This is a genomic window from Noviluteimonas lactosilytica (genome assembly GCF_020866925.1).
Classification (GTDB): domain Bacteria; phylum Pseudomonadota; class Gammaproteobacteria; order Xanthomonadales; family Xanthomonadaceae; genus Noviluteimonas; species Noviluteimonas lactosilytica.
The window spans coordinates 1,855,589-1,879,249 of record NZ_JAJGAK010000001.1 but is presented as its reverse complement, the minus strand read 5'-3'; the positions used below and the strand labels follow the sequence as shown (position 1 = coordinate 1,879,249).

The window sequence follows — 23,661 nt, the reverse complement described above, 5'->3', positions numbered from 1 at the left end:
TTGCTCCTGCGTTTCGTTTGACGCGACGGGTCAATCGATCCGTGCGTAGGCCGGGAGGGTGAGGAAGTCTTCGAGCGTGTCTTTCTCGGTCAGTGCCACGAGCATTTCGATCGCTTCGGGAATGCGCGCGGCGCCGGGGAGTTGCATGCGGTCGGCGAACTTGCCGGGCAGGCCGATAAGAGCCCGCTCCATCAGGACGCCATCGACGGGGGTGCCGTCATCGAGGTGCAGCGGGGGTTCGGCGTGCAGCCATTGCCACAGCTGCGTGCGTGAGATCTCCGCGGTGGCCGCGTCTTCCATCAGCCAGTGGATGGGCACGCACCCGTTGCCGTCGAGCCACGCGGCGAGATAGCGGACGCAGACTTCGACGTTGTTTTCGAAGCCGGCGCGCGTGATGGTGCCGAGCGAGGGTTTGAGCAGCGCTTCGGTGAGTTCGGCATCGGTCTTCGCGTGCACGTCGTTGCGCAGCACCGATTGCTGGTGCGCGCCGAGCATCCAGGTGTCGAAGATCTCGCGCGCCATCGGGATCAGCGCCGGATGCGCGACCCAGGTGCCGTCGTGGCCGGCGCGGACTTCGCGGAGTTTGTCGGCGCGCACGCGCTCCATCGCTTTCGCGTTGGCGGCTTCGTCGCCGGAGATCGGGATCTGCGCGGCCATGCCGCCCATCGCGTGTGCGCCGCGGCGGTGGCACGTGTGGATCAACAGCTCCGAGTACGTCTTGAGGAACGGCTGCGTCATCGTGACCTGCGCGCGTTCGGGCAGCACGCGGTCGCGATGGCGGCGGAAGGTCTTGAGGTACGAAAAGATGTAATCCCAGCGCCCGCAGTTGAGGCCGGCGATGCGCTTGCGCAGCGCGTGCAGGATCTCATCCATCTCGAACACGGCGGGGAGCGTTTCGATGAGGACGGTGACTTTCATCTGGCCGTCGGTGATGCCGAGCGTCGCTTCGATGTGCGTGAGCACGGCTTCCCACAGCGCCGCCTCTTCCATCGCCTGCATCTTGGGCAGGTAGAAGTACGGGCCGCGGTCCTTCGCCGCGAGCGCGCGCGCGTTGTGGAAGGCGAAGAGGCCGAGGTCGAACAGCGAGGCCGACATCGGCGCGCCGTCGACGAGCACGTGCTTCTCGTCGAGATGCCAGCCGCGCGGACGCACGATCAGCACCGCTTGTTGTTCGAACGGCTTGAGCACGTAGTGCTTGCTGCCGTCGGGCGCCATCCAGTCGAGCGTGCCGGCGACCGCCTTGCCCAGCGCGCGCTGGCCGGTGAGCAGGTTGTCCCAGGTCGGCGCGGTCGAATCCTCGAAGTCGGCCATGTAGCAACTCGCGCCGGAGTTCAGCGCGTTGATGACCATCTTCGGATCGGTCGGGCCGGTGATCTCGACGCGGCGATCGAGCAGCGCGGTGGGGAGTTCGGCGACGCGCCATTGCTGGTTGCGCAGGTCGGCGGTGTCGGCGCGGAAGCCGGGGAGCGCGCCGGCGTCGAAGTCGGCCTGGCGCTCGATGCGCGCCTGGAGGCGCTGCTGGCGGATCGGATCGAAGCGGCGGTGGAGGTCGGCGAGGAACGCGAGGGCCGCGGGGCTGAGCAGCTGCTCCTGTCCGGCGAGCGTTCGAGTGACGACGACCCCCGCCGGGGTCTTGGGCTGCGGGTCCTGCAGTACTGCCGACATGGTCGAGTCCTTGCGAGTGCGCTGGGACCGACCGTACGAGCGAGTACTGTATTTGACCAAACAGTTTTCGCAATGTTATTGATTAGTTCTGCTTATATGAAGGCGGCGTCATGGCGAAATCGAAGCCTGAATTGCCGAACGACCGGGTCAACGCGCCGCGTTTCGCCTACAAGGCGGACCGGCTCAAGCCCCTGCGCGCCTTCTGTCAGACCGCACGACTGGGGTCGGTCTCACGCGCGGCCGAGGCCCTCTACGTCTCGCAACCGGCCATTACCCTCCAGTTGCAGGCCCTCGAGCGCGAGTTGGGTGTCAAGCTGTTCGATCGCGTGGGCCGCCGCCTGACCCCGAGCCGCGAAGGCCAGGTGCTCTACGAACTGGCCAAGCCGCTGGTCGAAGGCCTCGACGGGCTCGATGCCGCCTTCCACGACAAGGTGCAGGGGCTGGATGCCGGCGAGCTCAACGTCGCCGCGGGCAGTTCGACGATCCTCTACCTGCTGCCCGGCATCGTCGAAGCCTTCCGCGTGCGTCGGCCCGACGTGCGACTGACGCTGCACAACGTCACGGGCGCGAGCGGCCTGGACCTGTTGCGCACCGATTCGGTCGACCTCGCGGTCGGTTCCATGCTCGATGTGCCCGCCGACCTGCGCTACATGCCGGTGTATCGCTTCGAGCCGATGCTGATCACGCCGCCCGACCATCCGCTCGCGCACAAGGCCAACCTCAAGCTCGAGGATCTCTCGCCTTACGGCCTGATCCTGCCGCCGAAACGCCTGACGACGTACCGCCTCGTCGACCTCGTCTTCCAGCAGAACCGCGTGCCCTACACCGTCGCGCTCGAAGTCGGCGGGTGGGAAGTGATCAAGCAATACGTCGCGATGGGCCTGGGGATCAGCATCGTCACCGCGATCTGCCTGACGGAGCACGACCGCACGCGCCTGGCCGCGCGTTCGCTCGCGCAGTATTTCCCCTCGCGCAGTTACGGCGTGGTGGTGCGCAAGGGGAAGTTCCTGTCGCCGCAGGCGCGCGCGTTCATCGAGCTGATCCAGCCCGACGAATTCGCCGGGCATTCCGAACGCTGACGACGCCGCCGCCGCCTCAGTTGGGGCAGCGGTCCGCGTTGAACTCGCAGAAGCGATAGCGCAGCGAGAGACCGTACGAACGACCGTCGTACTGGCCGAACTCGTTGAGGCGTTCGCTGTAGCCGGCGGACGCGACGAGTTGCCAGTGCGTGAACACGCCGAACGTCAGGTTCGCACCGAAGTCCGCCGCGCGTTCCCAGCCGGTGAACGTCTCGTCGCGCTGCACGCCGACCGCGCCGGACAGATACAGCGCGACCTCCGGTGTGAACGCGATGTAGCTCGACACCACCGGCGCGATGCGACGGTAGTTGTCCGGGCTGTAGTAGCCGGTGTCGGGCTTCTCGCTGTAGCCGAGCCACTCGGCCTGCGCGCCGACGTCGATATACGTCTTGACGCCGCGATACACGGCGTGGCGCCAGTCGGCGGACACCGCGCGACGTCGATTCGTGTCGCTGAAGTTGTCGGCGGCCAGGCGCACGGCGATCGTGTCGCGCAGCGTCGGCGTGAGGCGCCCTTCGACGTAGCCGCCGTTGCGCATCACGTCGAGCGACAATGCGCGCGGCGAATACGCGACGCGGTCGCGCTCGAAGCCCACGGTGTACGACACGTCGTCGGTGGCGCGATGCGAGAACAGCAGGCGACCGATGGTGGCGCCATCCGTGGCGCCGTTCTGGAAGTCGAGTTCGGATCGTCCGCCCCAGGCTTCCAAAGCGAAGTCGGTCGTCAGCGAGAAACGCGCGCCGATGCCCATGCGTTGTTCGTCGATCGTATCGCCGCCCATGATCGGGGCGAACGGACCACCGAGTTGCGCTTCGTGCGTGCGCTTGCCGCCGTCGGCGAGCAGGCGGATCACGTCGGACACGCGCAGGTTCGCTTCGAGCATGCGCGCGCGGATGTCGATGTCGTCGGAGTCGGTGTACGTCGACGCCGGCATGCCGACGTACGAATACAACGGCAGGCGCACCGCATCGGTGAGATCGAGCGTGTCCTTCGTGCCCGGCTGCAGGCGCGCGACGTTGGCGAGCGGTTCGAGGGCGCGTTCGGGGCGTTCGCCGAGACGTTCGGCGAGCGCCTGCGTCCACGCGATGCCGTATTCATCGGGCGCGGTTGCACCTGCCTCGCCCGAGGCCGAAGCGACTTGCGTATGGAACGACTGCACGTCGCCGGGCTGCGGCGCGTACAGCGGCGTGTTCAACACCAGCGCGGCATCGCGGCGACCCGCCCACGCCTGCACGCGTGCACGCAGCGCGCGCGCTTCGGCATCGTCGCCGCCGAGGGCATCGAGCGCTTCGATGGAGCCCGCATAGTCGCCGTTCCAGGCGAGCCAGCGCGCGCGGTCCATCTGCGCTTCGCGATCCTGCGGGAATTCCTGCAGGTGGCGATCCATCATGTGCAGGGCCTGCGCGGTGCGTCCCGCCCACGCGGCTTCGCGCGCCTGCTGGCGCAGGATCGTGTCCTGCGCGAGCGCCGGCAGCGTCGCCAGTCCCAGCGTCAGCGCGATCGCGTGTGCGAGCGTCGCGCGCACGAGCGTCACTTGCGCCATTTGCGATTCCCCGTAATCCACAAGTCGATGGCGAAGCGCGCCATCGTGATCGTGTCCGCCACCATCAACACGTAGCGCACCGGCATGACGATGAGGCCCTTGAGCAGCATCGAGAATCGCTGGCCCTTCGCCACCGCGAACAACACGCTCAGCGAAACGATCATCTCGGCGAGCACGGTCACCGCGAGCGGCTCCCACATCTGCAGCGCGACGAGGATGATCAGCGCGGTCGGGAAACCGACCTTCTCCAGCGCGCCGAGGAACATCGCCCAGCCCACGGGACGGCCGTAGGTCTGCGTGGCTTTCTCGCCGAACGGCTGGCGATACTGTTCCTTGATGTTGCGCAGGTTCTCCACGCCCGCGCGTTCGTCGCGGCGCTTCTTCGCCATGCGCTTGAACGTGCGGAACGGCGTGCGCATCAAGCCGTCGAAGTAGTAGCAGCTCTGCAGGAACGACGACGACCACAGGTACACCTGGCGCGGCAGGCGCTGCACTTCCGGCTCTTCCGAACGCGCGAGCACGTCCTGCAGCTGGATGTTGCGGTAGCCCTCGTTGTTCAGCGCGAAGCCGATGAAGATGTCCTCGGAGTTGGTCAGGTCGTCGCCGAAGATCGGTTCGTACTTGTCGAACAGATCCACGATGTACTTGCGGCGATACGCGACCGCGCAGCCCACGGGATTCGTGATGCTGCCGAAGAACACCATCTGGCCCTTGTAGACGAAGCGCTGCAGGAACAGGTACAGGCATTCGCGGTAGGTGTTGGTGATCCACCACCAGAAGCCGTGCAGCAGGCCGCGCTTGGCATGCGGATCGTCGAACTGCGCGGCGCCGTGCCACTGCTTGAACTCCGGCGTTTCGGCCAGCGCGCGACGGTCCTTCGGCCGCATCGGCAGGATGTTGCCGCAGGCGCTGGCGATGCCGACGCCCTGGTAGAGCTCCTGCACGCAGCGTTCGATGTAGTTCGGCGATTCGAGGAACGTGTCGCCGTCGAGGATGAACTCGACGTCGCAATCGAACTCGCGTGCCTGGCGCTTGATCGTCGGCGTCTTGCCGATCGACGACGCGCGTTCGATCACCGTCAGGTTGAGGCCCGCGGCCGCGGCGTATTCGCGCGCGCGCGGCACCGTCAGGTCCTTGCCGCCGTCGTCGACGAGGATGACGTTGCGCGGCTTGAACGTCTGCCGCGCGATCGACGCGAGGCAGTGGACGATGTTCTCTTCTTCCTTGAACGCCGGGATGACGACGTCGACGATCGCCGTTTCCCAGTCCAGCGCCGGCGTGGGGACAGTCTTGTCGGGCCCGTGGATGAGCCCGATCGCGCTAAGCAGCGCGTTCGGACTGAGGACGAACCAGGGTGCAGTAGCCATCGCGGCCCTCTTCCAGTTTGGTGCGTTCGATGGCGATCAGGTCGTCGATCGTGCGCTCGAGCGTGTACTTGTGTTCGAAGCCGGTGAGCGAGCGCAGGCGCGCGAGGCTCGGGCGACGACGGCGGATGTCCTCGAAGTCCTCGCCGTACGCTTCGCGCAGCGGGACGTGGTGGATCGGCGAGCGGCTGCCGGCGCGTTCGATCACCAGCTGCGCCAGTTCGAGGATGCTGATTTCGCGGTCGTTGCCGACGTTCGCGATGAGCGTGTTGCGGTCGGCGCGTTGTGCGAGTGCGTCGAGCGCGACGACGGTGTCGCGCGCATCGCAGAACGAACGCGTCTGCAGGCCGCCGCCGAACACCGTGATCGGTTCGTTGCGCACGGCCTGCGCGACGAAGCGCGGCACGACCATGCCGTAGCGACCGACCTGGCGCGGGCCGACGGTGTTGAAGAAGCGTGCGATCACCGCAGGGATGCCGAAGCGCTGCGCGTACGACAGGCCGAGGGCTTCGTCGGCGATCTTGCTCACCGAGTAACCCCAGCGCGTGCCGGCGCGCGTGCTGACCGACAGGTCCTGGTCTTCGCGCAGGATGTCTTCGTCGTTGTGGCCATAGACCTCGGACGACGAAGCGATGACGACCTGCGGCTTCCAGCTGCCCGCATGCGCGGCGCGAAGCAGACGTTCGCAACCGGCGATGTTGGTCGCGAGTACCTTGGTCGGCTCGGCGAGCACGCGGTACACGCCGACGACGGCGGCGAGGTGATAGATGCGGTCGGCCCAGCACACCGCGCGGTCGAGCCGATCCCACGTGAGGATGTCGGCTTCGTCGAAACGGAAGTTGGGATCGTCTTCATGCGCGGCGAGGTTCGCGCGCACACCGGTCGAGAGATCGTCGACCACATGGACCTGGTCGCCGCGCTGCAGATGCAGGTCGACCAGATGGGAGCCGATGAAGCCGGCGCCTCCGGTTACGAGGATATGCATGGATGCCCTCCCCCTGGTGAGGGCTTTCAACGCCGTGACGCGTCAGGAACTGTGATGGATGTCCCTAAAGTGACGCAAGGCGCATGCCATTCCGGCCAGACAGCCGGAAAGGTTTTCCTGCCCGGCGGTCGGGGCGCTTACGAATCAAGGGGTTCCGTGGTGCTTGCCGTGCCACGGGCGATACCAGCCGCGGATCCGCTGGATGTCGCCCGCCATGTCGTCGGTCAGGTCGAACGCGGGGCCGATGCCGATGATGCGATCCGGATAATGGAAGTACGCGGGAACTACCGGCACGTTCGCGGCTTTTGCGATCTTCCAGAAGCCCGGTTTCCAGCGCTCGACCGGCTTGCGCGTGCCCTCGGGTGCCAGACCGAACCAGAACTGCCGAGCTTGGGTAATAAGTGACGCAGCCTGCTCGACCACGCCGTGGGCCGCGCTGCGGTCGACCGCGATGACCCCGAGCTTGCGCAGGATCGGACCCATCGGCCACCAGAACAGTTGGTGCTTGCCCAGGATCTTCACATCGAGCCCGAGCGCGAGCTTCGCGGCGAACCCCCAGACGCCGTCCCAGTTCGAAGAGTGCGGCGCGCCGATCAACACCGCGCGCGGCAGGTCGGGGAATGCGCCGACCATCCGCCAGCCACCTAGCCGCAGGAGCGTGCGCCCAAACCAGCGCGCGAAGGCGTTCGGCCGCGTGCGCGGCACGGAAGGCGGGAGCGGCAGGACGTAGCCGGCCTCGTCGGGGGTGGGCGCCATCGGGATCCTTTCGTCGGCGCCGTCAGTCCCAGTCGCGGCGCGTGCGTTCGCGCTTGATCGTACTGCGCCCGCGCTTTTCGTCCAGTCTCCGCTGCTTGGCGCCCTTCGACGGCTTGGTCGCGATGCGCTTCTTCGGAACGTGCAGGCCGGCGACGATGAAGGCGGCCAGGCGTTCGCGCGCGTCCTCGCGGTTGCGGTCCTGGGTGCGGAAGCGCTGCGCGCTGAGCACCAGCACGCCCTCGTCGGTCAGGCGCCGATCGCGCTTCGCGAGCAGGCGCGCGCGCAGCGGTTCGGGCAACGACGGCGAGTTGGCGATGTCGAACCGCAGTTCGACCGCGGTCGCGACCTTGTTGACGTTCTGCCCGCCCGGGCCCGACGAACGCACGAAACGTTCGACGAGTTCGTCGTCGGGGATCTCGAGGTTGGGCGCGATTTCCAGCATGCGGCGACTGTACGATGCGGGCCTCGCCAAGGGGAATCGCAACATGCGCCGGATGCTGCTCGCCGTGGTCCTTTCGCTCGTCGCACCGATGGCCTTCGCGGCCAAGCCGACCGATGCGCAGATCGACCGCCTGTTCGAAGTGATGCGCCAGCAACAGATGCTGGATAGCGTGCTGGGCGAGATGGAGGGCATCCATCAAGGAATGCTGGCCGAAATGACCAAGGGCAAGACGCTGACCGCGGACGACCGCGCGAAGATGGATCGTCTGTTCGCGATTTCCAACAAGCACGTCCGCGAAACGCTGTCCTGGGAAAAGTTGGCGCCGAAGTTCCGCGCCCTGTACGCGGAATCGCTCGGCAGCGAGGACATCGAGGCGATCACCGCGTTCTATGCGTCCCCGGCCGGGCAGCGCTACCTCGACAAGATGCCGGCGCTGATGCAGAAGTCGATGGGCCTGGTGCAGGAGCTCACCGTGCCGATGCTGCAGCGCATGCAGGAAGACATGATCAGGGAGTTCGGCGCACCGGCCAATGCCGAAGCGGGCGCAGACGTAGGTACCGCGGAGTAATTCAGGCGTCGACGGATCAAGCGTCGACGTCGGCGCCGAACAACGCGAGCGCCTTCGCGAACTCGGCATCGAATGGCGCGCGCACGTCGATGCGCGCGCCGCTCACCGGATGCACGAACGCCAGGCGCCGCGCGTGCAGCAGCATGCGATGGATGCCGAGCATGCGGAACGCGCGGTTGTGGCGTCCGTCGCCGTGGCTCGTGTCGCCGATGAGGTGATGCGACACATGCTTGAGGTGGCGGCGGATCTGGCGGAAGCGCCCGGTCAGCGGATGCGCGCGCAGCAATGCGTAGCGTGACGTCGGAAAATGTTCGGAGGCCATCGCGAGTTCGCACGTCGCGATGCGCTCGAACGTCGTCGTCGCCGGTTTCTTCACCGGCTTGCCCGGCCCGCCATCGAGCGGATGGTCGATGGTGAAGCGTTCCTCCGCCGGCCAGCCGCGACACACCGCGACGTAGTCCTTCTCCACGTCGCGCGCCATCAACGTCTTGCCGAGCGCGGACGCGACCTCGCGATCGAACGCGAGCAGCAGGCATCCGCTGGTCGCGCGGTCGAGGCGATGCACGATGAAGATCGGGCGGCCGAATTGTTCGCGCAAACGGTCCGCGGCGAAGTCGGTTTCCCCGCGCGCGAGCGCGGAGTCGTGGACCATCAGGCCCGCGGGTTTGTCGACGACGGCGAGTGCATCGTCGACGTATACCACTTCAAGGTTCACTTCCTGCGCGGCCAGGCCGCCAGCAATGCCCAGACACCGCCGAGGCCCGCGATCCACACGGCGGCGGGAAGCCCGAACACCTGCGGGCCGCCGGCTTCCAGGCCGTACAACACCGCGGCGACGATCAGCAGGCCGATGCCGAGGATCGCGGAGATCACGCGGCGTTGCGCGCGGCGGATCGTGGCGTTGAGTTCGCGGATGTCGGGGGAGCGCATGTTGAGCGCGTGCGAGCCTTCGACCTGCTGCGTCAGCCACGAATGTAGCAAGCGCGGCATTTCCGGCGCGCGCGTCACCATCTCCGGCAGGCGCTTGCGGAACTCTTCGAACAACTGCTGCGGGCTGTAGCGATCCACGAGGATGCGTTCGAGCACCGGCTTGGCGACGGCCCAGATGTCGATGTTCGGATCCAGCTGGCGGCCGACGCCTTCGATGTTGAGCAGCGTCTTCTGCAGCAGGATCAATTGCGGCTGCAGCGTGAGTTCGTAGCGCTGCGCGGTGCGGAACAGCTTCAGCAACACTTCCGCGAGCGAGATCTCCGACAGCGGCCGCGTGAAGTACGGCTCGCACACGGCGCGCGCGGCGGCTTCGAGTTCGTCGATGCGGATGTGCGACGGCATCCAGCCCGCCTGCACGTGCAGTTCGGCGATGCGGCGATAGTCCTTGTTGAAGATCGCCATGAAGTTCTCCGCGAGGTAGTACTGATCCTCGGTGGAGAGCTGGCCCATGATGCCGAAGTCGAGCGCGATGAAACGCGGGTCGACCTTGCGTTCCGGATCGACCCAGATGTTGCCGGCGTGCGCATCGGCGTGGAAGAAGTTGTCGCGGAACACCTGCGTGTAGAACACGCGCACGCCCTTCGCCGCGAGCGCCTTGCGGTCGATGCCGGCGGCGTCGAGCGCGGCGATGTCGTCGCTCGGAATTCCGCGCACGCGTTCCATCGTGAGCGCGCGCTCAGCAGTGTGCGACCAGATCGGCTCGGGCACGTACAGGTCGTTCGAGTCGAGCCAGTTGCGGCGCAGCACCGAGGCGTTCGCCGCTTCGCGCTGCAGGTCGAGTTCCGCGGCGAGCGTGTTCTCGATCTCGGCGACGATCTCGCGCGGGCGGATCTTGTCGGCCGACGGATGCGTGCGGTCGACAAGCGCGGCGATCGACTTCAGCAGCGAGACGTCGGCGCCGATCTGCTTTTCGATGTCGGGACGCAGCACCTTGACCACGACTTCGCGCGGCGGCGCATCGCCGACCGGCGGCAACGTTGCCGCATGCACCTGCGCGATCGACGCGGAGGCGAGCGGCGTGGTGTCGAAACTCGCGAAGGCGACGTCGATCGGGCGACCGAGTGTCTGCACGACGATCTCGCGTGCGGTCTGGCCGTCGAACGGCGCGACGCGATCCTGCAGGTGCGTCAGTTCTTCGGCGACGTCGGGCGGCACGAGATCCCGGCGCGTCGACAGGATCTGGCCGAACTTCACGAAGATCGGCCCGAGGTCCTGCAACGCCAGGCGCAGGCGCACGCCGCGCGGTTGCGCGGCGATCTCGCGCGACGCGCCCGGCACGAACGGGCGCATCAGACGCAACCAGCGTTCGGCCGGCGTGTCGTCGAGCAGATCGTCGAGGCGATAGCGCAGCAGCACGCGCCCGATGCGCGCGGCGCGGAACACCGGCGTCATGCGCGGCCTCCGCGCGACTGCAGGCGTTGCACGCGGACGGCGAGGCGTTCGACGTCGTCGCGCAGCGCGTCGACGTCGTCGCAGAACGCGTGCACTTCGTCCTTCGCCACCACGTCGCGCGATTCCTCGGTGACGTATTCGGCGGCGCTGCCGGCGACGCTTGCACCAGCGACCTTCGCTTCGCGCAACGCGGCGGCGACGCCCTTCGCGATCTGCACGCCGACGACTTCGCCGAACACGTTGACGAAGGGCTGCTGCCAATCGGGATCGAAACGTTCGGCCATGCGCTGCAGGCGACGCGCGAGGTCGGCGTCGCCGGACACGCGCACGCGACCCACCGGCGGTGCGTCGTCGCGCTTGAAGAACGGCAATTGCGCGATCAGGCCGCCGAGCGTGCCGCGCACGCCGAGGTCCGGTTCGTTGTTCGCATCGGCGGGGCCGACGGCGAGGCGTTCGCCTTCGACGCGAATCTCGGCCGCGAGCTGCGGGGACTCGACGGCGAGCTGGATGCGCCGCCCGTCGAGGGCGCGCAGGCTCGCGCGCGTGTCCGGGTCCAGGGCGAGCGCGCGATTGAGCGCGGCCTCGAGCACGCGGCCGGCATGGACGCGCCAGTTCAAGGGGGAGCCTGCGGACGACGATGCGCTCATTGCGCGGATTGTAAGGGGCTAGCGGCCGCGCGCGTGTGCATCGGCCAGGCGGCGCAGGCCCTCGACGATGGTGACCCTGGGGACGTAGCCGAAGTCGCGCGTGGCCGGCCCCATGTCGTACCAGTGCGCGGTGCTCAACTGCTCGGCGAGGAAACGCGTGATCGGCGGCTCGACGCGCAGGGGCAGCAGCGTCCATGCGGCTTCGCACACCGCGCCGATCGCATAGGCGGCGCGGAACGACAGGTGCTTGTCCACCGGCGGCGCACCCACCGCACGCAGCAGCGAGTTGACGAGCGAGCGGGCCGCCATCGGCTCGCCGTTGCTGATGAAGTACGCGCGGCCCGCGCACGCGGCGCCGGGCACGAGGTGGTGGAACGCATCGATGTGCGCCTGCGCGGCGTTGTCGATGTAAGTGGTGTCGATCAGGTTGTCGCCGGTGCCGACGATGCGCAGCCTGCCGGCGCGCGCGCGTTCGGCCAGGCGCGGCACCAACTGGTTGTCGCCGGGGCCCCAGATCAGGCGCGGACGCAACGCGATCGTGGCGAGCGTGTCGCTGTTCGCGGCGAGCACTTCCTGTTCCGCGATGGTCTTCGTCGTCGCGTAAGGCGCCTTGAAGCCGCTGCCGTAAGGCACGTCGTCCGCGGTGCCGCCTTCGACCGGATGCGTCGCGCGATGCGTGACGCTCGGCGTCGAGGTGTACACGAGCCGGTGGATGCCATGCGTGCGGCAGGCCTCGATGACGTTGCGCGTGCCGATGACATTGGCGCGGAAGTAGTCGTCGTACGGGCCCCACGCGCCGGCCTTCGCGGCGTTGTGGAAGATCGCGCCGACGCCCCTCGCCGCCGCGACCATCGCGTCGCGATCGGCGAGGTCGCCCTGCACCTGCTGCACGCCGATGGCGTCGAGCGCGTCGTAACGACCGCGATTGAAGCTGACGACTTCGAAGCCGCGCTCGACCAGGTTGCGGCACAGGGCCTGGCCGAGGAACCCGCCGCCGCCGGTGACGAGGATCTTCATGCGCTGCGTTCCAGTTGCTGCGCAGCCCACGCCGCGAGTTTCTCGCGACCGATCTTCGCGTTGTGGCGGATATCGACGGGGAAGCCCGGATGCCGCAGGAAGTGCCGGATCTTCGCGGTGTGCACGAAACCTTCGGCGATGTGGCGCAACTCGGTGTCGATGTCGAAAATTCCGCGGCCCACGTTGTCGGCGAGTTCGAAGCACAGCACCGGAACCTGCGCGCCGCGCTCGCCGACGCCGACCAGCGCGGTGCGCTTCACCGTCGGGTGCGTGTTGAAGATGGGTTCGACCTGTTCGGTGCACAGCGTCGTCGACGCATCCACGACCACGCGCTGCGTCTTGCGCCCGCAGAACCACAGGCGTCCTTCTTCGTCGAACCAGCCGAGATCGCCCATGCGATGCACGATACGCTCGCTGCCGTCATCGCAGCGCTCGCGGATCTTGCCGAGCTTCGTCGCGGTGTCGCGGCGGAAGTAACTGTCGGTCGCGGTCGGGCCGGCGACGGTGATCTCGCCGACTTCGCCGGGTTTCGCGAGCAAGGCGTCGGACCACGCATCGATCGCGCCGTCGTCGATGCGGATGATGCGGACGTCGTTCGGCGGCACGGGGCGACCGACGCACGTGCCGGCGCCGCGTTCCGTCGCTTCGCGCGTGGCCTGCAGTTCGCGGCCTTCGATCACGCTGACGGGCAGGCATTCGGTGGCGCCGTAAGGCGTCCACAGTTGCGCGTCGTCGGGCAGCAGTTCGCGCATGCGTGCAACGACATCGGGCGGCACGGGCGCGCCCGCCGACAACACGCGCTTCACCGTCGGCAGGTGCGCGCCGTGTCGCGCGAGCACGCCGACGAGCGCGGGCGAACCGAACAACTGCGTCACGCCGAAACGTTCGATCGCCTGCACCAGCCTGCGCGGGTCGGCCTTCGCCGGGCGCGTCGGATCCATGTCGGGGATGATCGAAGTGACGCCGAGCGCCGGATCGAACAACGCGAACGGCGGGAACGTCGGCAGATCGACGCCGCCCGCCTGCAGCCCGAACGCATCGCGCAACATGCCGACCTGCGCGACGAAGTGGCGATGGCGATACACGACGCCCTTCGGCACGCCGGTCGATCCGCTTGTGAAGAGGATCGCGGCGACATCGTCGGGCTGCGTGTCGGCGAGGAGCGTGGCGACGAAATCGGGGGCCGCGTTGGCGCCGTCGCGTTCGACATCGGCGAGCGTCGCATCGGCGAGCCATGCGCGAGCGCCCGTCGTGATGCGCACGCGCGCACTCCGCGCCCAGCGCAGCAACGCGCGCGCGAGTTGCGCGAGCGGAATGCCGATGAAGGCGTCGGGCTCCGCCTCATCGAGGCACTGTTTCAGCGCGCGCCTGTCGATACCGGGATCGACCAGCACCGGCACCGCGCCCGCCTTGAACAGCGCGAACATCAACAGGAAGAATTCCGGGGTCGGCCTCACCATCACGACGGTGCGCGTGCCGCGCACGATGCCGCGGCGCGCGAGGCCCGCGGCGATCGCATCGCTGCGTCGATCGAGGTCGGCGTAGGTCACCGCAACGTCGTAACGTCCACTGCGGCCGGGGCAACGCATCGCCACCTGGTCGGGGCGTTCGCGCGCGAGGCGCGGCAGCGTCGCGGCGATGTTGCAGGCGTCCATCAGGCCGCCAGCGGGTGTTGCTCGAGGAATGCGCGGATGCGCGGAACGAGGACTTCGTGCTTGTCCTCGAGCACGTAGTGGTTCGCGTCATCGAACGCCTGCACTTCGGCGCGCGGCCATGCGCGCGTGAACGCATCGAGGCAGTGCTTGTCGAACACGAAGTCGTTCAGGCCCCAACCGATGAAGGCCGGTCGATCGGCGAACGCGGGCAACATCTTCCCCGCCTGCGACACCAGCGCCCACGCGGGATCGCCTTCGCGCAACGGGATGTCCTGGATGAAACGCAGCGTCGAGATGCGGTTATCCCACGTGTCGTACGGCGCGACGTACGCGCGGCGCACGTCCGCCGGCATGCGGCGATCGACGCCGAAATACGAGGCGCCCGACGAAAACGCGTTGAAGCCGCGGATCATCAGCGCACCGAGCTTCATGTCGCGGCCGAGCGTCAACTGCCAGGGCATCGGCTTGGCTTCGGGCAGCGTGAACATCGCGGTGTTGAGCACGACCCAGCGCTTCACGCGTTCCGGATGCCGCATCGCCCAGCCCATGCCGATCATGCCGCCCCAGTCGTGCACGGCGAGCGTCACCGGGCCGGTGATGCCGAGCTTGTCGAGCAGCGCTTCGACGTCGTCGACGCGCGATTGCAGCGTATAGCGATACGCCGCGTCATCGGGCTTGTCGGACAAGCCCATGCCGACATGGTCCGGCACGATGCAGCGGTACTTGTCGCGCAAGGCGAGCACGAGATGCCGCCAGTAGTAACTCCACGACGGATTGCCGTGCAGCATGACGACGACTTCACCGTCGCGCGGACCTTCGTCGAGGTACGACAGCGCGATGCCCGGGCGGATGTCGGTCCGCGCGGGCGTGAACGGATAGTCGGGAAGTGCGTTCAACGTCATTTGGATACCGTGGTTTCGTCGCGCAGGACTTCGGCGCGCCGGATCATCTGTTGGACTTCGGGAACGACGTGGATCGCCACGAGCTCGACGTCCGGATGCTCGAGCGCGAACACGCGGAAGATTTCGTCACCGAATGCTTGGCCGATGCGTTCGACGCCGTCGAAATCCAGCACGACATTGCGAAACCGGTCGACGCGTTGCAGCAGGCGCTTGGCCTGCGAGCGCGACACCAGGTTCTCATCGCCGATGCGCGCAAGACGCACCGGTACGACGGTTTTCGCGAATGCGTACTCGTCCGGCCCGCTCGAATAGGCTTCGAATACTTCCCGATCCGTTCGCTGCGAATCCGTCGCGATCTCCATGATCACCGTCGTGCCCGTGCGCACGTCTTCGGCGTCGAGGTCGTAGAGGAGATCCGTTGCATCTTCGTGGTCGTGATCGAACACGAGATCGCCCGAAGCGATCTGGAATTGGTCGAACATGCGCGATGAGAAGAAAACACCTTCGCCCGAATGCCGGCGTGGGTCGGTGGTGAGCTTGCCCTTCGACAGCTCGAGCAAGGCGAGTCGTTCGTCCGGCAACGACAAGGCGTTCGTGATCTTCCGGAAGATGCCGACGCCGTCGTCGGTCACCATCATCGTCAAACGACGCCCTTCGACATCGACGAGCACTTCGACGTGCGTTCCTTCCGAATGATCGATCGCGTTGTTCACCATCTCGGTCAAACCGTGGTGCGCGATATCGAACACGTTACGCGGCAACCCCTCCAGCAGCGGCGCGACATCGCGGGTCCACACGCGATCTTCAGCCAATCCTTCGCGCGGGTACTCGAAATGACCACGCCGGTTCGCACCGCGGCGGTACGTCGGGCGCGTAGTCCCTTCCTTTTCGAGATAGCCCGCTTCGATCAGTGCCCGAACGCGCGGCGCGATCGCGGCACGCGTCACCGCGAGCTCGTCCGCCACGTGGTGGACGAGGTCGCCTGGATGGGCGTCGACGGCCACCAGCAGGGCGGCGTCGATTTCATGGGATCGGTCGGGTCTGGCCACGGGCGGATTGTAAAGTTATCCGCCCCGATTGGAAAGTTAAACCCGTCGGATTGTAAAGTTTGGCCGTCCGGTTCTTACCAAACGACTTCGGCCATCGAGCAATTGAGGCCCGAGCCGATGCCCAGCAGCGCGATGCGGTTGCCCTTCTTCAGGCGGCCCATTTCGCGGAGCTTCGACAACACGATCGGCACCGAGGCCGGGCCGATGTTGCCGTGCTCGTTGAAGATCGTGAGCACCTTCTTCGGGTTGATGCCGAACGCCTTCACGAAGGCGGCGGTGTGCACCTGGCTGACCTGGTGGATGACGAACTCGTCCATCTCGTCGGCGGCCCAGCCCAGCGCCTGCTTCGCCGCGCCCCAGGTCTTCGTCGCGAGCTTGATGCCTTCGATCAGCAGCGTGCGCGTGTCGGTGACCATCTGGTCGAGGTTGCCGCGGCACAGCTTGTTCCACTGCGTGGCCGCGCGCGTGACGCCGCCCTTGTAGCGCGGCGCGCCCGGCGCGAGTTCGGCGCGCGCGAGCACCATCGCGGCGGCGCCGGAACCCAGCGTCAGCGTCGCCATTTCGTTCTTGAATTCTTCCTCGGTCGTTTCCGCACGAAGGAGGCGGGCGACGGTCTTCTCGTACGCGAGGTCGGCGGTTTCGCCGTCGACGATCAGCGCGTAGTCGATCTCGCCGCGTTCGATCATGCGGCTGGCGATGTCCATTCCGTTGAGGAACGCGAGGCACGCATTCGCCACGTCGAAGTTCTGGCAGGTGTCCGGCAGGCCGAGGTTGCCGCTCACGATCGAGGCCGTCGACGGCTCGAGGTAATCGCGGCTCACCGAGGTGTTGACCAGCAGGCCGACCTTGTCGGGATCGATGCCGGCATCGGCGAGCGCCTTGACGCCGGCGAGCGTCGCGGCGTCGGAGGCCTGCATGCCTTCGTCCCACAAACGGCGCGCATGGATGCCCGCGATGTCCTTGAGCACGTCGGTCTTGATGTTGAGACGATCGAGCGTCGGCTTCAGGCGCAGGTTGATTTCGTCCGAGCTCAGTCGGCGCGGCGCGTCGACGTGGGCGAGGCCGGCGATGGCGACGTGTTGGAACAACATGGGCAGTGCCTTGAAGATGAGGAGCCGCGTACCCCGGCGTATTGCCGGTTGAACGGGTCAGACAGGATACCGGCTTCACCGGCCCTGCACAGCGTTCCCGACCCTTCCGGGGGCCGGGAACGCCGTGGGATTCATGAAGTTGAGCGTTACATCCGTGTTTTCACACGTCGCGGCCGCCCCTGCTTGCCCGCCACTACTTGCATTTCCAGGCGGCGAAGCGCTGCCCGCCGTCATGCGGCGGGGCAAGCGGCTGGACCGTGTCGGCGCCCATGCCGGGCGCTTCGTTGCGCGCGAGGGTCTCGAGTTCTTCCTGCACGCGCAGCGGATTGCGGTCGTAGAAGGCCACGCTGTCCTTCACCGAGACCTCGACTTCGCCGCGCTTCTCGCAACCCGCGGGCTGGCCGTTGACCACGGTGACTTCTTTCGCGCCCGGGGCCATGTGGACCCACGTGCACGCCGAAAGCGTGCACGTGGCGAGGGCCGCGATGGCGACCCACTGCGTCGCCCGCATTACTTCGACACCGCCGGCGCGTTGGCCGGGCTGGCCGAAGCGACGTTCTGCACCGGCTTGCCGTCGGCATCGACGATCGACACCGCGCCGATGTTCAACGCGCGCACGGGCTGTTCGATCTTCGACAGATCGCCGACGACGACGTAGGTCAGCGCGGCGGGATCGATCGACTTCGCCGCTTCGGCGACCTGCGCCGGCGTCAGCGTTTCGATCTCGGCCATGCGGCGCGTGACGTAATCGTCCGGGCGGTCGTAACGCACGATGCCGCCGATGGTCGACATCACCGCGCCCGCGGTTTCGTACGAGCCGGGCATGCCGCGGATCTCGGTGTTGCGGATGCGCGTGACTTCATCCTCGCGCGCCGGCGCCTTGCCGTCGGCGTACTCGGTGATCTCGCGGCGCAGTTCGGCGAGCGACTCGGCGGTCTTGTCGATCTGCACCGGCGCAAACGCCATCCACGGACGCTGGCCGAGCGCACTCGACGCCATGCTGTACGCGCCGTACGCCCAGTGCTTGTCTTCGCGCAGGTTCATGTTGAGGCGCGAGGAGAACTCGCCGCCCAGCACGCCGTTGGCGAAGTCGACCTTGATCGCGCCCTTGTCCTTGCTCGACGGCAGCAACTGGCCGACGTAGAGGTTGGCCTGCACCGCACCCGGCTGGTCGATCAGGAACACGCGCGCCTGCTTCGGCAACGCGACCTGTGCGGGGGTATCGAGCTTCGGCGCGGCGCCTTCGACCTTCCAGTCGCCGAAGCGCTTCTCGAGCAGCGGCTGGATCTGCGCGAGCGTCGTGTCGCCGACGATCACCAGCGTCGCGTTGTCCGGACGCACCCACGTGTCGTGGTACTTCGTGAGGTCCTCGCGCGTCAGCGAACCGATCGAGCTCTCGGTGCCCGAGCCGCTGAACGGCATCGAGTACGGATGGCCTTCGCCGTACAGCAGCGGCGGCAGCACGCGCATCGCCGCGCCCGCGGGCTTGGCCTTCTCCTGCTTGATGCCGGCGATCCAGGTCGCCTTCACGCGATCGATTTCCTTCTGGTCGAAGCGCGGGTTGCGCACCATCGTCGAGAACAGTTCGAGCGACGGATCCAGCTTCTCCTTCAGCGCCGACATGTACGCGGTCGCGCCGTCGAGCGACGCAGACGCCCCCATGTTGGCGCCGAGCGCTTCGGCGCGATTGCCGAACGCGAGCGCGTCCATGTCGCCCGCACCTTCGTCGAGCATGCCCATCGAGAAGCTCGAGGTACCGAGCTTGCCGCCCTGGTCGCTCGCGTAGCCGCCGCCGAACATGTAGCTCATCTGCACGACGGGAATGTCGTGGCGCTCGGCGAGGATCACCTTCGTGCCGTTGCTCAGCGTCGCGCGCTGCAGCGACGGGAACTTGAGCGACGGGAAGTCTTCGGTGATCGGCACGCCCTTGCTGCGGTCGACGGTGCTCGCGGTGGTCGTGTACTTCGCGTCGACCTTCGGCAGGTCGAACGGCGCGGGCGTGCCCGCCGGATCTTCGGCGAGTTCCTTGCGCACGCCCGGATTGACGGTGAGCACGTGGTCGCCCTGCGACAGCCAATCCTTGCCCGCCTTCTGCACGTCGGCGATCGAAGCGGTTTCGATCGTCTTGAGGCTGTCGCGGAAGCAACCGGGATTGCCGGTGTAGATCGCGCATTCGGCGAGCGCGTCGGCCTTGCCGCCGAAGCCGCCGATGCGTTCGATGCCGCGCACGAAGCCGGCCTTGAACACGGTGCGGGCCTGGTCGAGTTCGGCCGCGGTCGGGCCTTCGGCGATCAGGCGCTTGAGTTCTTCGTCGATCGCGGCTTCGACCTTCGCGGCGTCGACGCCCTGCTTCACGTCGGCCTGGATGAGGAAGTTCGAGCCGAGCTGCGAGGCATCGACGTACGCCGACACGCTGTCGACCGACTTGTCGTCGAACAGCAGGCGCTTGTCGAGGCGCGACGCCTTGCTGCCGCCGAGCACCTGCGCGAGCAACTGCAGGCGTTCGAGATCCTCGGCGCCGTACTGCGCGACATTCCACACGCGGTAGACGCGCGTCTGCGGGACCTTGTCTTCCATCGTCGCGCGCGTGGTTTCGGTGCGCTTCGCCGGATCGATCTTCGGCTGCGCCATCGTCGGGCCGGCCGGGATGTCGCCGAAGAATTCGGCGACCTTCTGCTTCGCGGTCGCGACGTCGATGTCGCCGGCGAGCACGAGCACGGCGTTGTTCGGGCCGTACCAGGTGCGGAACCAGGTCTTCACGTCCTCGAGCTTGGCCGCGTTGAGGTCGTTCATCGACCCGATCGTGGTGTGGTGGTACGGGTGGCCCGCCGGATACATCGTCTTCTGCAGGACTTCCCACACCTGGCCGTAGGGCTGGTTCTGGCCCTGGCGCTTTTCGTTCTGCACCACGCCGCGCTGTTCGTCGAGCGTGGCCTGGTCGATCGCGCCGAGCAGGTGGCCCATGCGGTCGGATTCCATCCACAGCGCGGTGTCGAGCGCGGTGGTCGGCACGTTCTCGAAGTAGTTCGTGCGATCGGTGTTCGTCGTGCCGTTGAGGTCGGTCGCGCCGACGGTTTCCAGCGGCGGGAAGAAGTCGCCCTTGTGGTTCTCCGAGCCGTTGAACATCAGGTGTTCGAACAGGTGCGCGAAGCCGCTGCGACCCGAGGGCTCGTCCTTGCTGCCGACGTGGTACCAGAGGTTGACCGCGACGATCGGCGCCTTGCGATCGGTGTGCACGATCACGCGCAGGCCGTTGGGCAGGGTGAACGTCTCGTATGGGATGTCGACGGCGGAGGCGGTCGGCGACTTCGCCAGGGCGGGCGCCGGAGCGAAGGCCCCGCCGATCGCGACGGAGAGGGCGATGGCGAGGGTGCCGGCGGCGAACGGCGTCGCGGCGCGCTTGCGGGCAAGGATCATCGGAATGCGGCTCCTGGTCGCGAAGGTGATCTGGATGACCGCCGATGCTAGCCCGCTGCCGCCGCCGATACACTAGGCCGGACGGCACACCCCCGACGAGGATCCGCGCATGGCCAACCGCCCCCGCCACAGCCTCGTCACGGGCGCCAATCGCGGGCTCGGCCTCGCGCTGGCGACCGCGCTGCTGCAACGCGGAGACCGCGTCGTGGCCACGGCGCGCCATCCCGGCAAGGCCACGGCGCTGAATACGCTCACCGGGCAATACCCCGGTCGACTGCACGTGTTGCCCCTCGACGTGGCGTCGGTGAAGTCGCGAGACCAACTCGCGCATGAATTGCCGCTCGTGCTCGAAGACGATTCACTCGACCTCATCGTCAACAACGCCGGCGTCCTCCACAGCGGCGAGCGCTGGGGGAAGCTGCACCAGGACATCCTCGAAGACAGCCTGCGCGTCAATGCGGTCGGGCCGCTGCTGCTGGTGCAGGCGATCGAGAAGCTGATCGCCGACCACGCGACGGTGGCGAACATCTCCACGCAGATGGCCTCGCTGTCCACGCGCAGCGAGTTCCGTTCGCCGAGTTACTCGATGAGCAAGGCGGCGCAGAACATGGCGACGGTGCAACTCGCGCTCGCGCTGCGCTCGCGCGGGATCAAGGTCGTCGCGCTGAACCCGGGCTGGGTGCGCACCGACATGGGCGGCGCGGGCGGCGAACTCGCGCCCGAAGAGGCGGCCGCGGGCCTGCTGCAGGTGATCGACGGCGTGCGCGACCAGGACAGCGGCCACTTCCTCGACTGGCGCGGACAACCCGTCGCCTGGTGACCGGACGTCCGCGGACACTCGCTGCCGCGCGCTCCGATCCTTTCGAATCAATGGGATAACCATTGGCACGTCCCGTGCATCTACCTATGCATCGGGCGATGCGCCCGGACATTCGAAAGGAGTTCGCCATGTCCCTCAAGAAGCAAGTGACGCGTGGGTTGTACGCCCTCCCCGTCGCCGCGCTGCTGATCCTCGTCGGTGCGGTCGCGCCGGCCGGCGCCGGCACGCCGTCGACCGACGACTGCCTGACCGCACGCGTCGAAGTCGACGTGAAGTCCGATCGCACCGTCGACTTCCACTCGATGCTGCCGGGCGCGCTGCACGTGCTGCGCAAGGCGCCGGCTGTGGTGGTGCAGATCAGCGAAGGCTGAGTTGCACGCCTGAGTGGCGCCGGGCTGGTGTCATCATGGACGGATGTTCGATGTCATCCTCTTCCAGCCCGAGATCCCGCCGAACACCGGCAACGCGATCCGCCTGTGCGCCAACACCGGCGCCAGGCTGCACCTGGTTCGACCCCTGGGGTTTTCGCTCGAGGATGCGCAGCTCAAACGCGCGGGCCTCGACTATCACGAGTATGCGGAGTTGCGGGTCCACGACTCGCTCGACGATGCGCTCGCTTCCATCGCACCGAATCGCCTGTTCGCGTTGAGCACGCGCGGGACGGTGCGCTTCGACCAGCCGCGCTACGAAGCGGGCGATGCGTTCCTCTTCGGCCCCGAAACCCGCGGCTTGCCGGAGGACGTGCTTGCGCGCGTGCCCGACGGGCAGCGGTTGCGGCTGCCGATGCGGCCGAACAATCGGAGTTTGAATCTGTCGAACGCGGTCGCGGTGGTCGTGTTCGAAGCGTGGCGGCAGGGCGGGTTCGCTGGCGGCGCTTGAGCGCTGCCCCCGCTGCCGCGGGACTTCAGGCTTCCAGCGCTTCGAGGAACTTGCGACGCCACAAGGTGATGTCGTGCCGGCGCAAACGCCGGTGCAACGCGTGCCAGCGCTCCTTGCGCTCTTCCATCGGCATCGCATGCGCATGCGCGATCGCATCCGCGACGCCGTCCAGGTCGTAGGGGTTCACCAGCAGTGCTTCCTTCATCTCCGCGGCCGCGCCGGCGAAGCGCGAGAGCACGAGCACGCCGGGCGATTGCGGATCCTGCGAGGCGACGAACTCCTTCGCGACGAGGTTCATGCCGTCGCGCAACGGCGTCACGAGCCCGAGCTGCGCGAGTCGATAGAAGCCGGTGAGCACGCCGTGCGAGAAGTCGCGGTTCACGTAGCGCACCGGCGTCCAGTCCGGCGCGGCGTGGCGGCCGTTGATGTGTCCCGCGAGACCTTCGAGTTCGCGCCGCAGCGCCTGGTACTCCGGCACTTCGCTGCGCGAGACCGGCGCGAGTTGCAGGTAGGTCATCTGCCCGTGGATTTCCGGGAAGCGATCGAGGAAACGTTCGAACGCGCGGAAACGATCGGGCAGTCCCTTGGAGTAATCGAGCCGGTCGACGCCGATCGCGAGGACTCGCGACCCCAGGCTCTCGCGCAAGCGCTGCACCGACGCGCGCGTCACCGCGGCCGAGGCCTGGCGCGCGATCAGGTCCGCGTCGATGCTGATCGGGAACGCGCCCGCGCGGAACTCGCGCCCGTCCGCGGCGCGCATCCTGCCGTCGGCGAACGCGCGACCGCCGCCGTACAGGCGCACGTAACTCTGGAAGCGGTCGAGATCGCGCTCGGTCTGGAAACCGATCAAGTCGTACGCCGCGAGCGATCCGAACAACACTTCGTGGTTCGGCAGCGCTGCCAGCAGGTCGGACGACGGCATCGGCACGTGCAGGAAGAAGCCGATGCGATTGCCGACGCCGAGGTCGCGCAGGCGTTGCGCGAGCGGGATCAGGTGGTAGTCGTGCACCCACACGATGTCGTCTTCGCGCAACTGCGACGCGAGCTTCTCGGCGAACAACGCGTTGACGCGTCGATAGCCCTCGTGCGTGTCGCGCCGGTAATCGACGAGGTCGAGGCGGAAGTGAAGCAACGGCCACAGCGTGCGGTTGGCGAAGCCGTTGTAATAGTGGTCGAAGTCCTCGAACGACAGGTCCATCGTGCAGTAGCTCGTGTTGCCGTCGTCGAGCTTGTGCAGCTCGCCCGAATCGCCGTGCACGCGCTTGCCGCTCCAGCCGAACCACAGGCCGCCGGATTCCTTCAACGCTGCACGCATCGCCACCGCGAGCCCGCCCGCACGGTGTGCGTGCGGCATCGCGACGCGATTGGAAACGACGACGAGGCGACTCATCGCCGCCTCG

Annotated in this window: 22 protein-coding genes; 5 read left to right on the top strand and 17 right to left on the bottom strand. The window is 67.3% G+C overall.

Annotated elements, in window-relative coordinates:
* Positions 1 to 30: 30 nt before the first annotated feature.
* The gene (gene aceB, locus LK996_RS08975; RefSeq protein ID WP_230526755.1) at positions 31 to 1,665 is read right to left on the bottom strand and encodes a malate synthase A; all 1,635 of its coding nucleotides are present in this window, start codon (positions 1,663 to 1,665) and stop codon (positions 31 to 33) included.
* Positions 1,666 to 1,775: 110 nt separating this feature from the next.
* On the opposite strand from aceB, the gene LK996_RS08970 reads away from it, so the two are divergent.
* Complete coding sequence (locus LK996_RS08970; RefSeq protein WP_230526754.1) at positions 1,776 to 2,744, top strand: LysR family transcriptional regulator; 969 nt, start codon at positions 1,776 to 1,778, stop codon at positions 2,742 to 2,744.
* A 16-nt stretch (positions 2,745 to 2,760) separates the two neighbouring features.
* Here the strand turns inward: LK996_RS08970 and LK996_RS08965 are convergent, their stop codons facing one another.
* The 5 genes from LK996_RS08965 to arfB all read right to left on the bottom strand — a co-directional run bounded on the left by LK996_RS08965 (position 2,761) and on the right by arfB (position 7,834).
* On the bottom strand, positions 2,761 to 4,287 hold the full coding sequence (locus LK996_RS08965) for a hypothetical protein (RefSeq protein WP_230526753.1): 1,527 nt from the start codon (positions 4,285 to 4,287) through the stop codon (positions 2,761 to 2,763).
* Positions 4,275 to 5,654 (bottom strand): glycosyltransferase, encoded by a 1,380-nt coding sequence (locus tag LK996_RS08960; protein ID WP_230526752.1) that lies wholly within the window; start codon positions 5,652 to 5,654, stop codon positions 4,275 to 4,277. The genes LK996_RS08965 and LK996_RS08960 overlap by 13 nt, the downstream gene beginning before the upstream one ends.
* On the bottom strand, positions 5,608 to 6,636 hold the full coding sequence (locus LK996_RS08955) for an NAD-dependent epimerase/dehydratase family protein (RefSeq protein WP_230526751.1): 1,029 nt from the start codon (positions 6,634 to 6,636) through the stop codon (positions 5,608 to 5,610). The genes LK996_RS08960 and LK996_RS08955 overlap by 47 nt, the downstream gene beginning before the upstream one ends.
* Before the next feature lie 144 nt (positions 6,637 to 6,780).
* Entirely contained in the window at positions 6,781 to 7,392 is a 612-nt protein-coding gene (locus tag LK996_RS08950) for a lysophospholipid acyltransferase family protein (RefSeq protein WP_230526750.1), read from the bottom strand.
* A 22-nt stretch (positions 7,393 to 7,414) separates the two neighbouring features.
* Complete coding sequence (gene arfB, locus LK996_RS08945) at positions 7,415 to 7,834, bottom strand: alternative ribosome rescue aminoacyl-tRNA hydrolase ArfB (RefSeq protein WP_230526749.1); 420 nt, start codon at positions 7,832 to 7,834, stop codon at positions 7,415 to 7,417.
* Here arfB and LK996_RS08940 point away from each other — a divergent pair.
* Positions 7,833 to 8,402, top strand: a complete 570-nt coding sequence (locus LK996_RS08940) for a DUF2059 domain-containing protein (RefSeq protein ID WP_230526748.1) — start codon at positions 7,833 to 7,835, stop codon at positions 8,400 to 8,402. The genes arfB and LK996_RS08940 overlap by 2 nt on opposite strands.
* 16 nt (positions 8,403 to 8,418) lie before the next feature.
* Here the strand turns inward: LK996_RS08940 and LK996_RS08935 are convergent, their stop codons facing one another.
* The 10 genes from LK996_RS08935 to LK996_RS08890 form a co-directional block, all read right to left on the bottom strand.
* The gene (locus tag LK996_RS08935; RefSeq protein ID WP_425493735.1) at positions 8,419 to 9,150 is read right to left on the bottom strand and encodes a pseudouridine synthase; all 732 of its coding nucleotides are present in this window, start codon (positions 9,148 to 9,150) and stop codon (positions 8,419 to 8,421) included.
* Positions 9,114 to 10,784 carry a ubiquinone biosynthesis regulatory protein kinase UbiB gene (ubiB, locus tag LK996_RS08930; RefSeq protein ID WP_230526746.1) on the bottom strand — a complete coding sequence of 557 codons (1,671 nt, stop codon included), beginning with the start codon at positions 10,782 to 10,784 and terminating at the stop codon, positions 9,114 to 9,116. The genes LK996_RS08935 and ubiB overlap by 37 nt, the downstream gene beginning before the upstream one ends.
* On the bottom strand, positions 10,781 to 11,431 hold the full coding sequence (locus LK996_RS08925) for a ubiquinone biosynthesis accessory factor UbiJ (protein WP_230526745.1): 651 nt from the start codon (positions 11,429 to 11,431) through the stop codon (positions 10,781 to 10,783). The genes ubiB and LK996_RS08925 overlap by 4 nt, the downstream gene beginning before the upstream one ends.
* Before the next feature lie 18 nt (positions 11,432 to 11,449).
* Entirely contained in the window at positions 11,450 to 12,448 is a 999-nt protein-coding gene (oleD, locus tag LK996_RS08920; protein WP_230526744.1) for a 2-alkyl-3-oxoalkanoate reductase, read from the bottom strand.
* Positions 12,445 to 14,103 carry an olefin beta-lactone synthetase gene (gene oleC / locus LK996_RS08915; protein ID WP_305068723.1) on the bottom strand — a complete coding sequence of 553 codons (1,659 nt, stop codon included), beginning with the start codon at positions 14,101 to 14,103 and terminating at the stop codon, positions 12,445 to 12,447. The genes oleD and oleC overlap by 4 nt, the downstream gene beginning before the upstream one ends.
* Positions 14,103 to 14,999, bottom strand: coding sequence for an alpha/beta fold hydrolase (locus LK996_RS08910; RefSeq protein WP_230526888.1), 897 nt, complete (start codon positions 14,997 to 14,999; stop codon positions 14,103 to 14,105). Before LK996_RS08910 ends, oleC begins: the two co-directional genes overlap by 1 nt.
* A gap of 2 nt (positions 15,000 to 15,001) precedes the next feature.
* A complete protein-coding gene (locus LK996_RS08905) occupies positions 15,002 to 16,054 on the bottom strand; it encodes an STAS-like domain-containing protein (protein WP_230526743.1) in 1,053 nt (350 codons plus the stop codon).
* 74 nt (positions 16,055 to 16,128) lie between these two features.
* Complete coding sequence (locus LK996_RS08900; protein WP_230526742.1) at positions 16,129 to 17,145, bottom strand: 3-oxoacyl-ACP synthase III; 1,017 nt, start codon at positions 17,143 to 17,145, stop codon at positions 16,129 to 16,131.
* A 193-nt stretch (positions 17,146 to 17,338) separates the two neighbouring features.
* Complete coding sequence (locus tag LK996_RS08895) at positions 17,339 to 17,656, bottom strand: DUF4156 domain-containing protein (RefSeq protein ID WP_425493724.1); 318 nt, start codon at positions 17,654 to 17,656, stop codon at positions 17,339 to 17,341.
* Positions 17,656 to 20,562 carry a M16 family metallopeptidase gene (locus tag LK996_RS08890; protein WP_230526741.1) on the bottom strand — a complete coding sequence of 969 codons (2,907 nt, stop codon included), beginning with the start codon at positions 20,560 to 20,562 and terminating at the stop codon, positions 17,656 to 17,658. Before LK996_RS08890 ends, LK996_RS08895 begins: the two co-directional genes overlap by 1 nt.
* A gap of 109 nt (positions 20,563 to 20,671) precedes the next feature.
* Between LK996_RS08890 and LK996_RS08885 the strand changes: the two genes are divergently transcribed.
* The 3 genes from LK996_RS08885 (at position 20,672) to LK996_RS08875 (ending at position 22,261) form a co-directional block, all read left to right on the top strand.
* Positions 20,672 to 21,382 carry an SDR family oxidoreductase gene (locus tag LK996_RS08885; RefSeq protein WP_230526740.1) on the top strand — a complete coding sequence of 237 codons (711 nt, stop codon included), beginning with the start codon at positions 20,672 to 20,674 and terminating at the stop codon, positions 21,380 to 21,382.
* Positions 21,383 to 21,510: 128 nt separating this feature from the next.
* The gene (locus LK996_RS08880; protein WP_230526739.1) at positions 21,511 to 21,753 is read left to right on the top strand and encodes a hypothetical protein; all 243 of its coding nucleotides are present in this window, start codon (positions 21,511 to 21,513) and stop codon (positions 21,751 to 21,753) included.
* Between the two features lie 43 nt (positions 21,754 to 21,796).
* Positions 21,797 to 22,261 (top strand): tRNA (cytidine(34)-2'-O)-methyltransferase, encoded by a 465-nt coding sequence (locus tag LK996_RS08875; protein WP_230526738.1) that lies wholly within the window; start codon positions 21,797 to 21,799, stop codon positions 22,259 to 22,261.
* Between the two features lie 25 nt (positions 22,262 to 22,286).
* On the opposite strand, the gene otsA is transcribed toward LK996_RS08875, so the two are convergent.
* Complete coding sequence (gene otsA / locus LK996_RS08870; protein ID WP_230526737.1) at positions 22,287 to 23,651, bottom strand: alpha,alpha-trehalose-phosphate synthase (UDP-forming); 1,365 nt, start codon at positions 23,649 to 23,651, stop codon at positions 22,287 to 22,289.
* Positions 23,652 to 23,661: the final 10 nt, after the last annotated feature.

Bases quoted from the DNA above. Each gene is read 5' to 3' on its own strand.
- aceB (WP_230526755.1), bottom strand. From the start codon at position 1,665: ATGTCGGCAGTACTGCAGGACCCGCAGCCCAAGACCCCGGCGGGGGTC.
- LK996_RS08970 (WP_230526754.1), top strand. From the start codon at position 1,776: ATGGCGAAATCGAAGCCTGAATTGCCGAACGACCGGGTCAACGCGCCG.
- LK996_RS08965 (WP_230526753.1), bottom strand. From the start codon at position 4,287: ATGGCGCAAGTGACGCTCGTGCGCGCGACGCTCGCACACGCGATCGCG.
- LK996_RS08960 (WP_230526752.1), bottom strand. From the start codon at position 5,654: ATGGCTACTGCACCCTGGTTCGTCCTCAGTCCGAACGCGCTGCTTAGC.
- LK996_RS08955 (WP_230526751.1), bottom strand. From the start codon at position 6,636: ATGCATATCCTCGTAACCGGAGGCGCCGGCTTCATCGGCTCCCATCTG.
- LK996_RS08950 (WP_230526750.1), bottom strand. From the start codon at position 7,392: ATGGCGCCCACCCCCGACGAGGCCGGCTACGTCCTGCCGCTCCCGCCT.
- LK996_RS08940 (WP_230526748.1), top strand. From the start codon at position 7,833: ATGCGGCGACTGTACGATGCGGGCCTCGCCAAGGGGAATCGCAACATG.
- arfB (WP_230526749.1), bottom strand. From the start codon at position 7,834: ATGCTGGAAATCGCGCCCAACCTCGAGATCCCCGACGACGAACTCGTC.
- ubiB (WP_230526746.1), bottom strand. From the start codon at position 10,784: ATGACGCCGGTGTTCCGCGCCGCGCGCATCGGGCGCGTGCTGCTGCGC.
- LK996_RS08925 (WP_230526745.1), bottom strand. From the start codon at position 11,431: ATGAGCGCATCGTCGTCCGCAGGCTCCCCCTTGAACTGGCGCGTCCAT.
- oleD (WP_230526744.1), bottom strand. From the start codon at position 12,448: ATGAAGATCCTCGTCACCGGCGGCGGCGGGTTCCTCGGCCAGGCCCTG.
- oleC (WP_305068723.1), bottom strand. From the start codon at position 14,103: ATGGACGCCTGCAACATCGCCGCGACGCTGCCGCGCCTCGCGCGCGAA.
- LK996_RS08900 (WP_230526742.1), bottom strand. From the start codon at position 17,145: ATGTTGTTCCAACACGTCGCCATCGCCGGCCTCGCCCACGTCGACGCG.
- LK996_RS08895 (WP_425493724.1), bottom strand. From the start codon at position 17,656: ATGCGGGCGACGCAGTGGGTCGCCATCGCGGCCCTCGCCACGTGCACG.
- LK996_RS08890 (WP_230526741.1), bottom strand. From the start codon at position 20,562: ATGATCCTTGCCCGCAAGCGCGCCGCGACGCCGTTCGCCGCCGGCACC.
- LK996_RS08885 (WP_230526740.1), top strand. From the start codon at position 20,672: ATGGCCAACCGCCCCCGCCACAGCCTCGTCACGGGCGCCAATCGCGGG.
- LK996_RS08880 (WP_230526739.1), top strand. From the start codon at position 21,511: ATGTCCCTCAAGAAGCAAGTGACGCGTGGGTTGTACGCCCTCCCCGTC.
- LK996_RS08875 (WP_230526738.1), top strand. From the start codon at position 21,797: ATGTTCGATGTCATCCTCTTCCAGCCCGAGATCCCGCCGAACACCGGC.
- otsA (WP_230526737.1), bottom strand. From the start codon at position 23,651: ATGAGTCGCCTCGTCGTCGTTTCCAATCGCGTCGCGATGCCGCACGCA.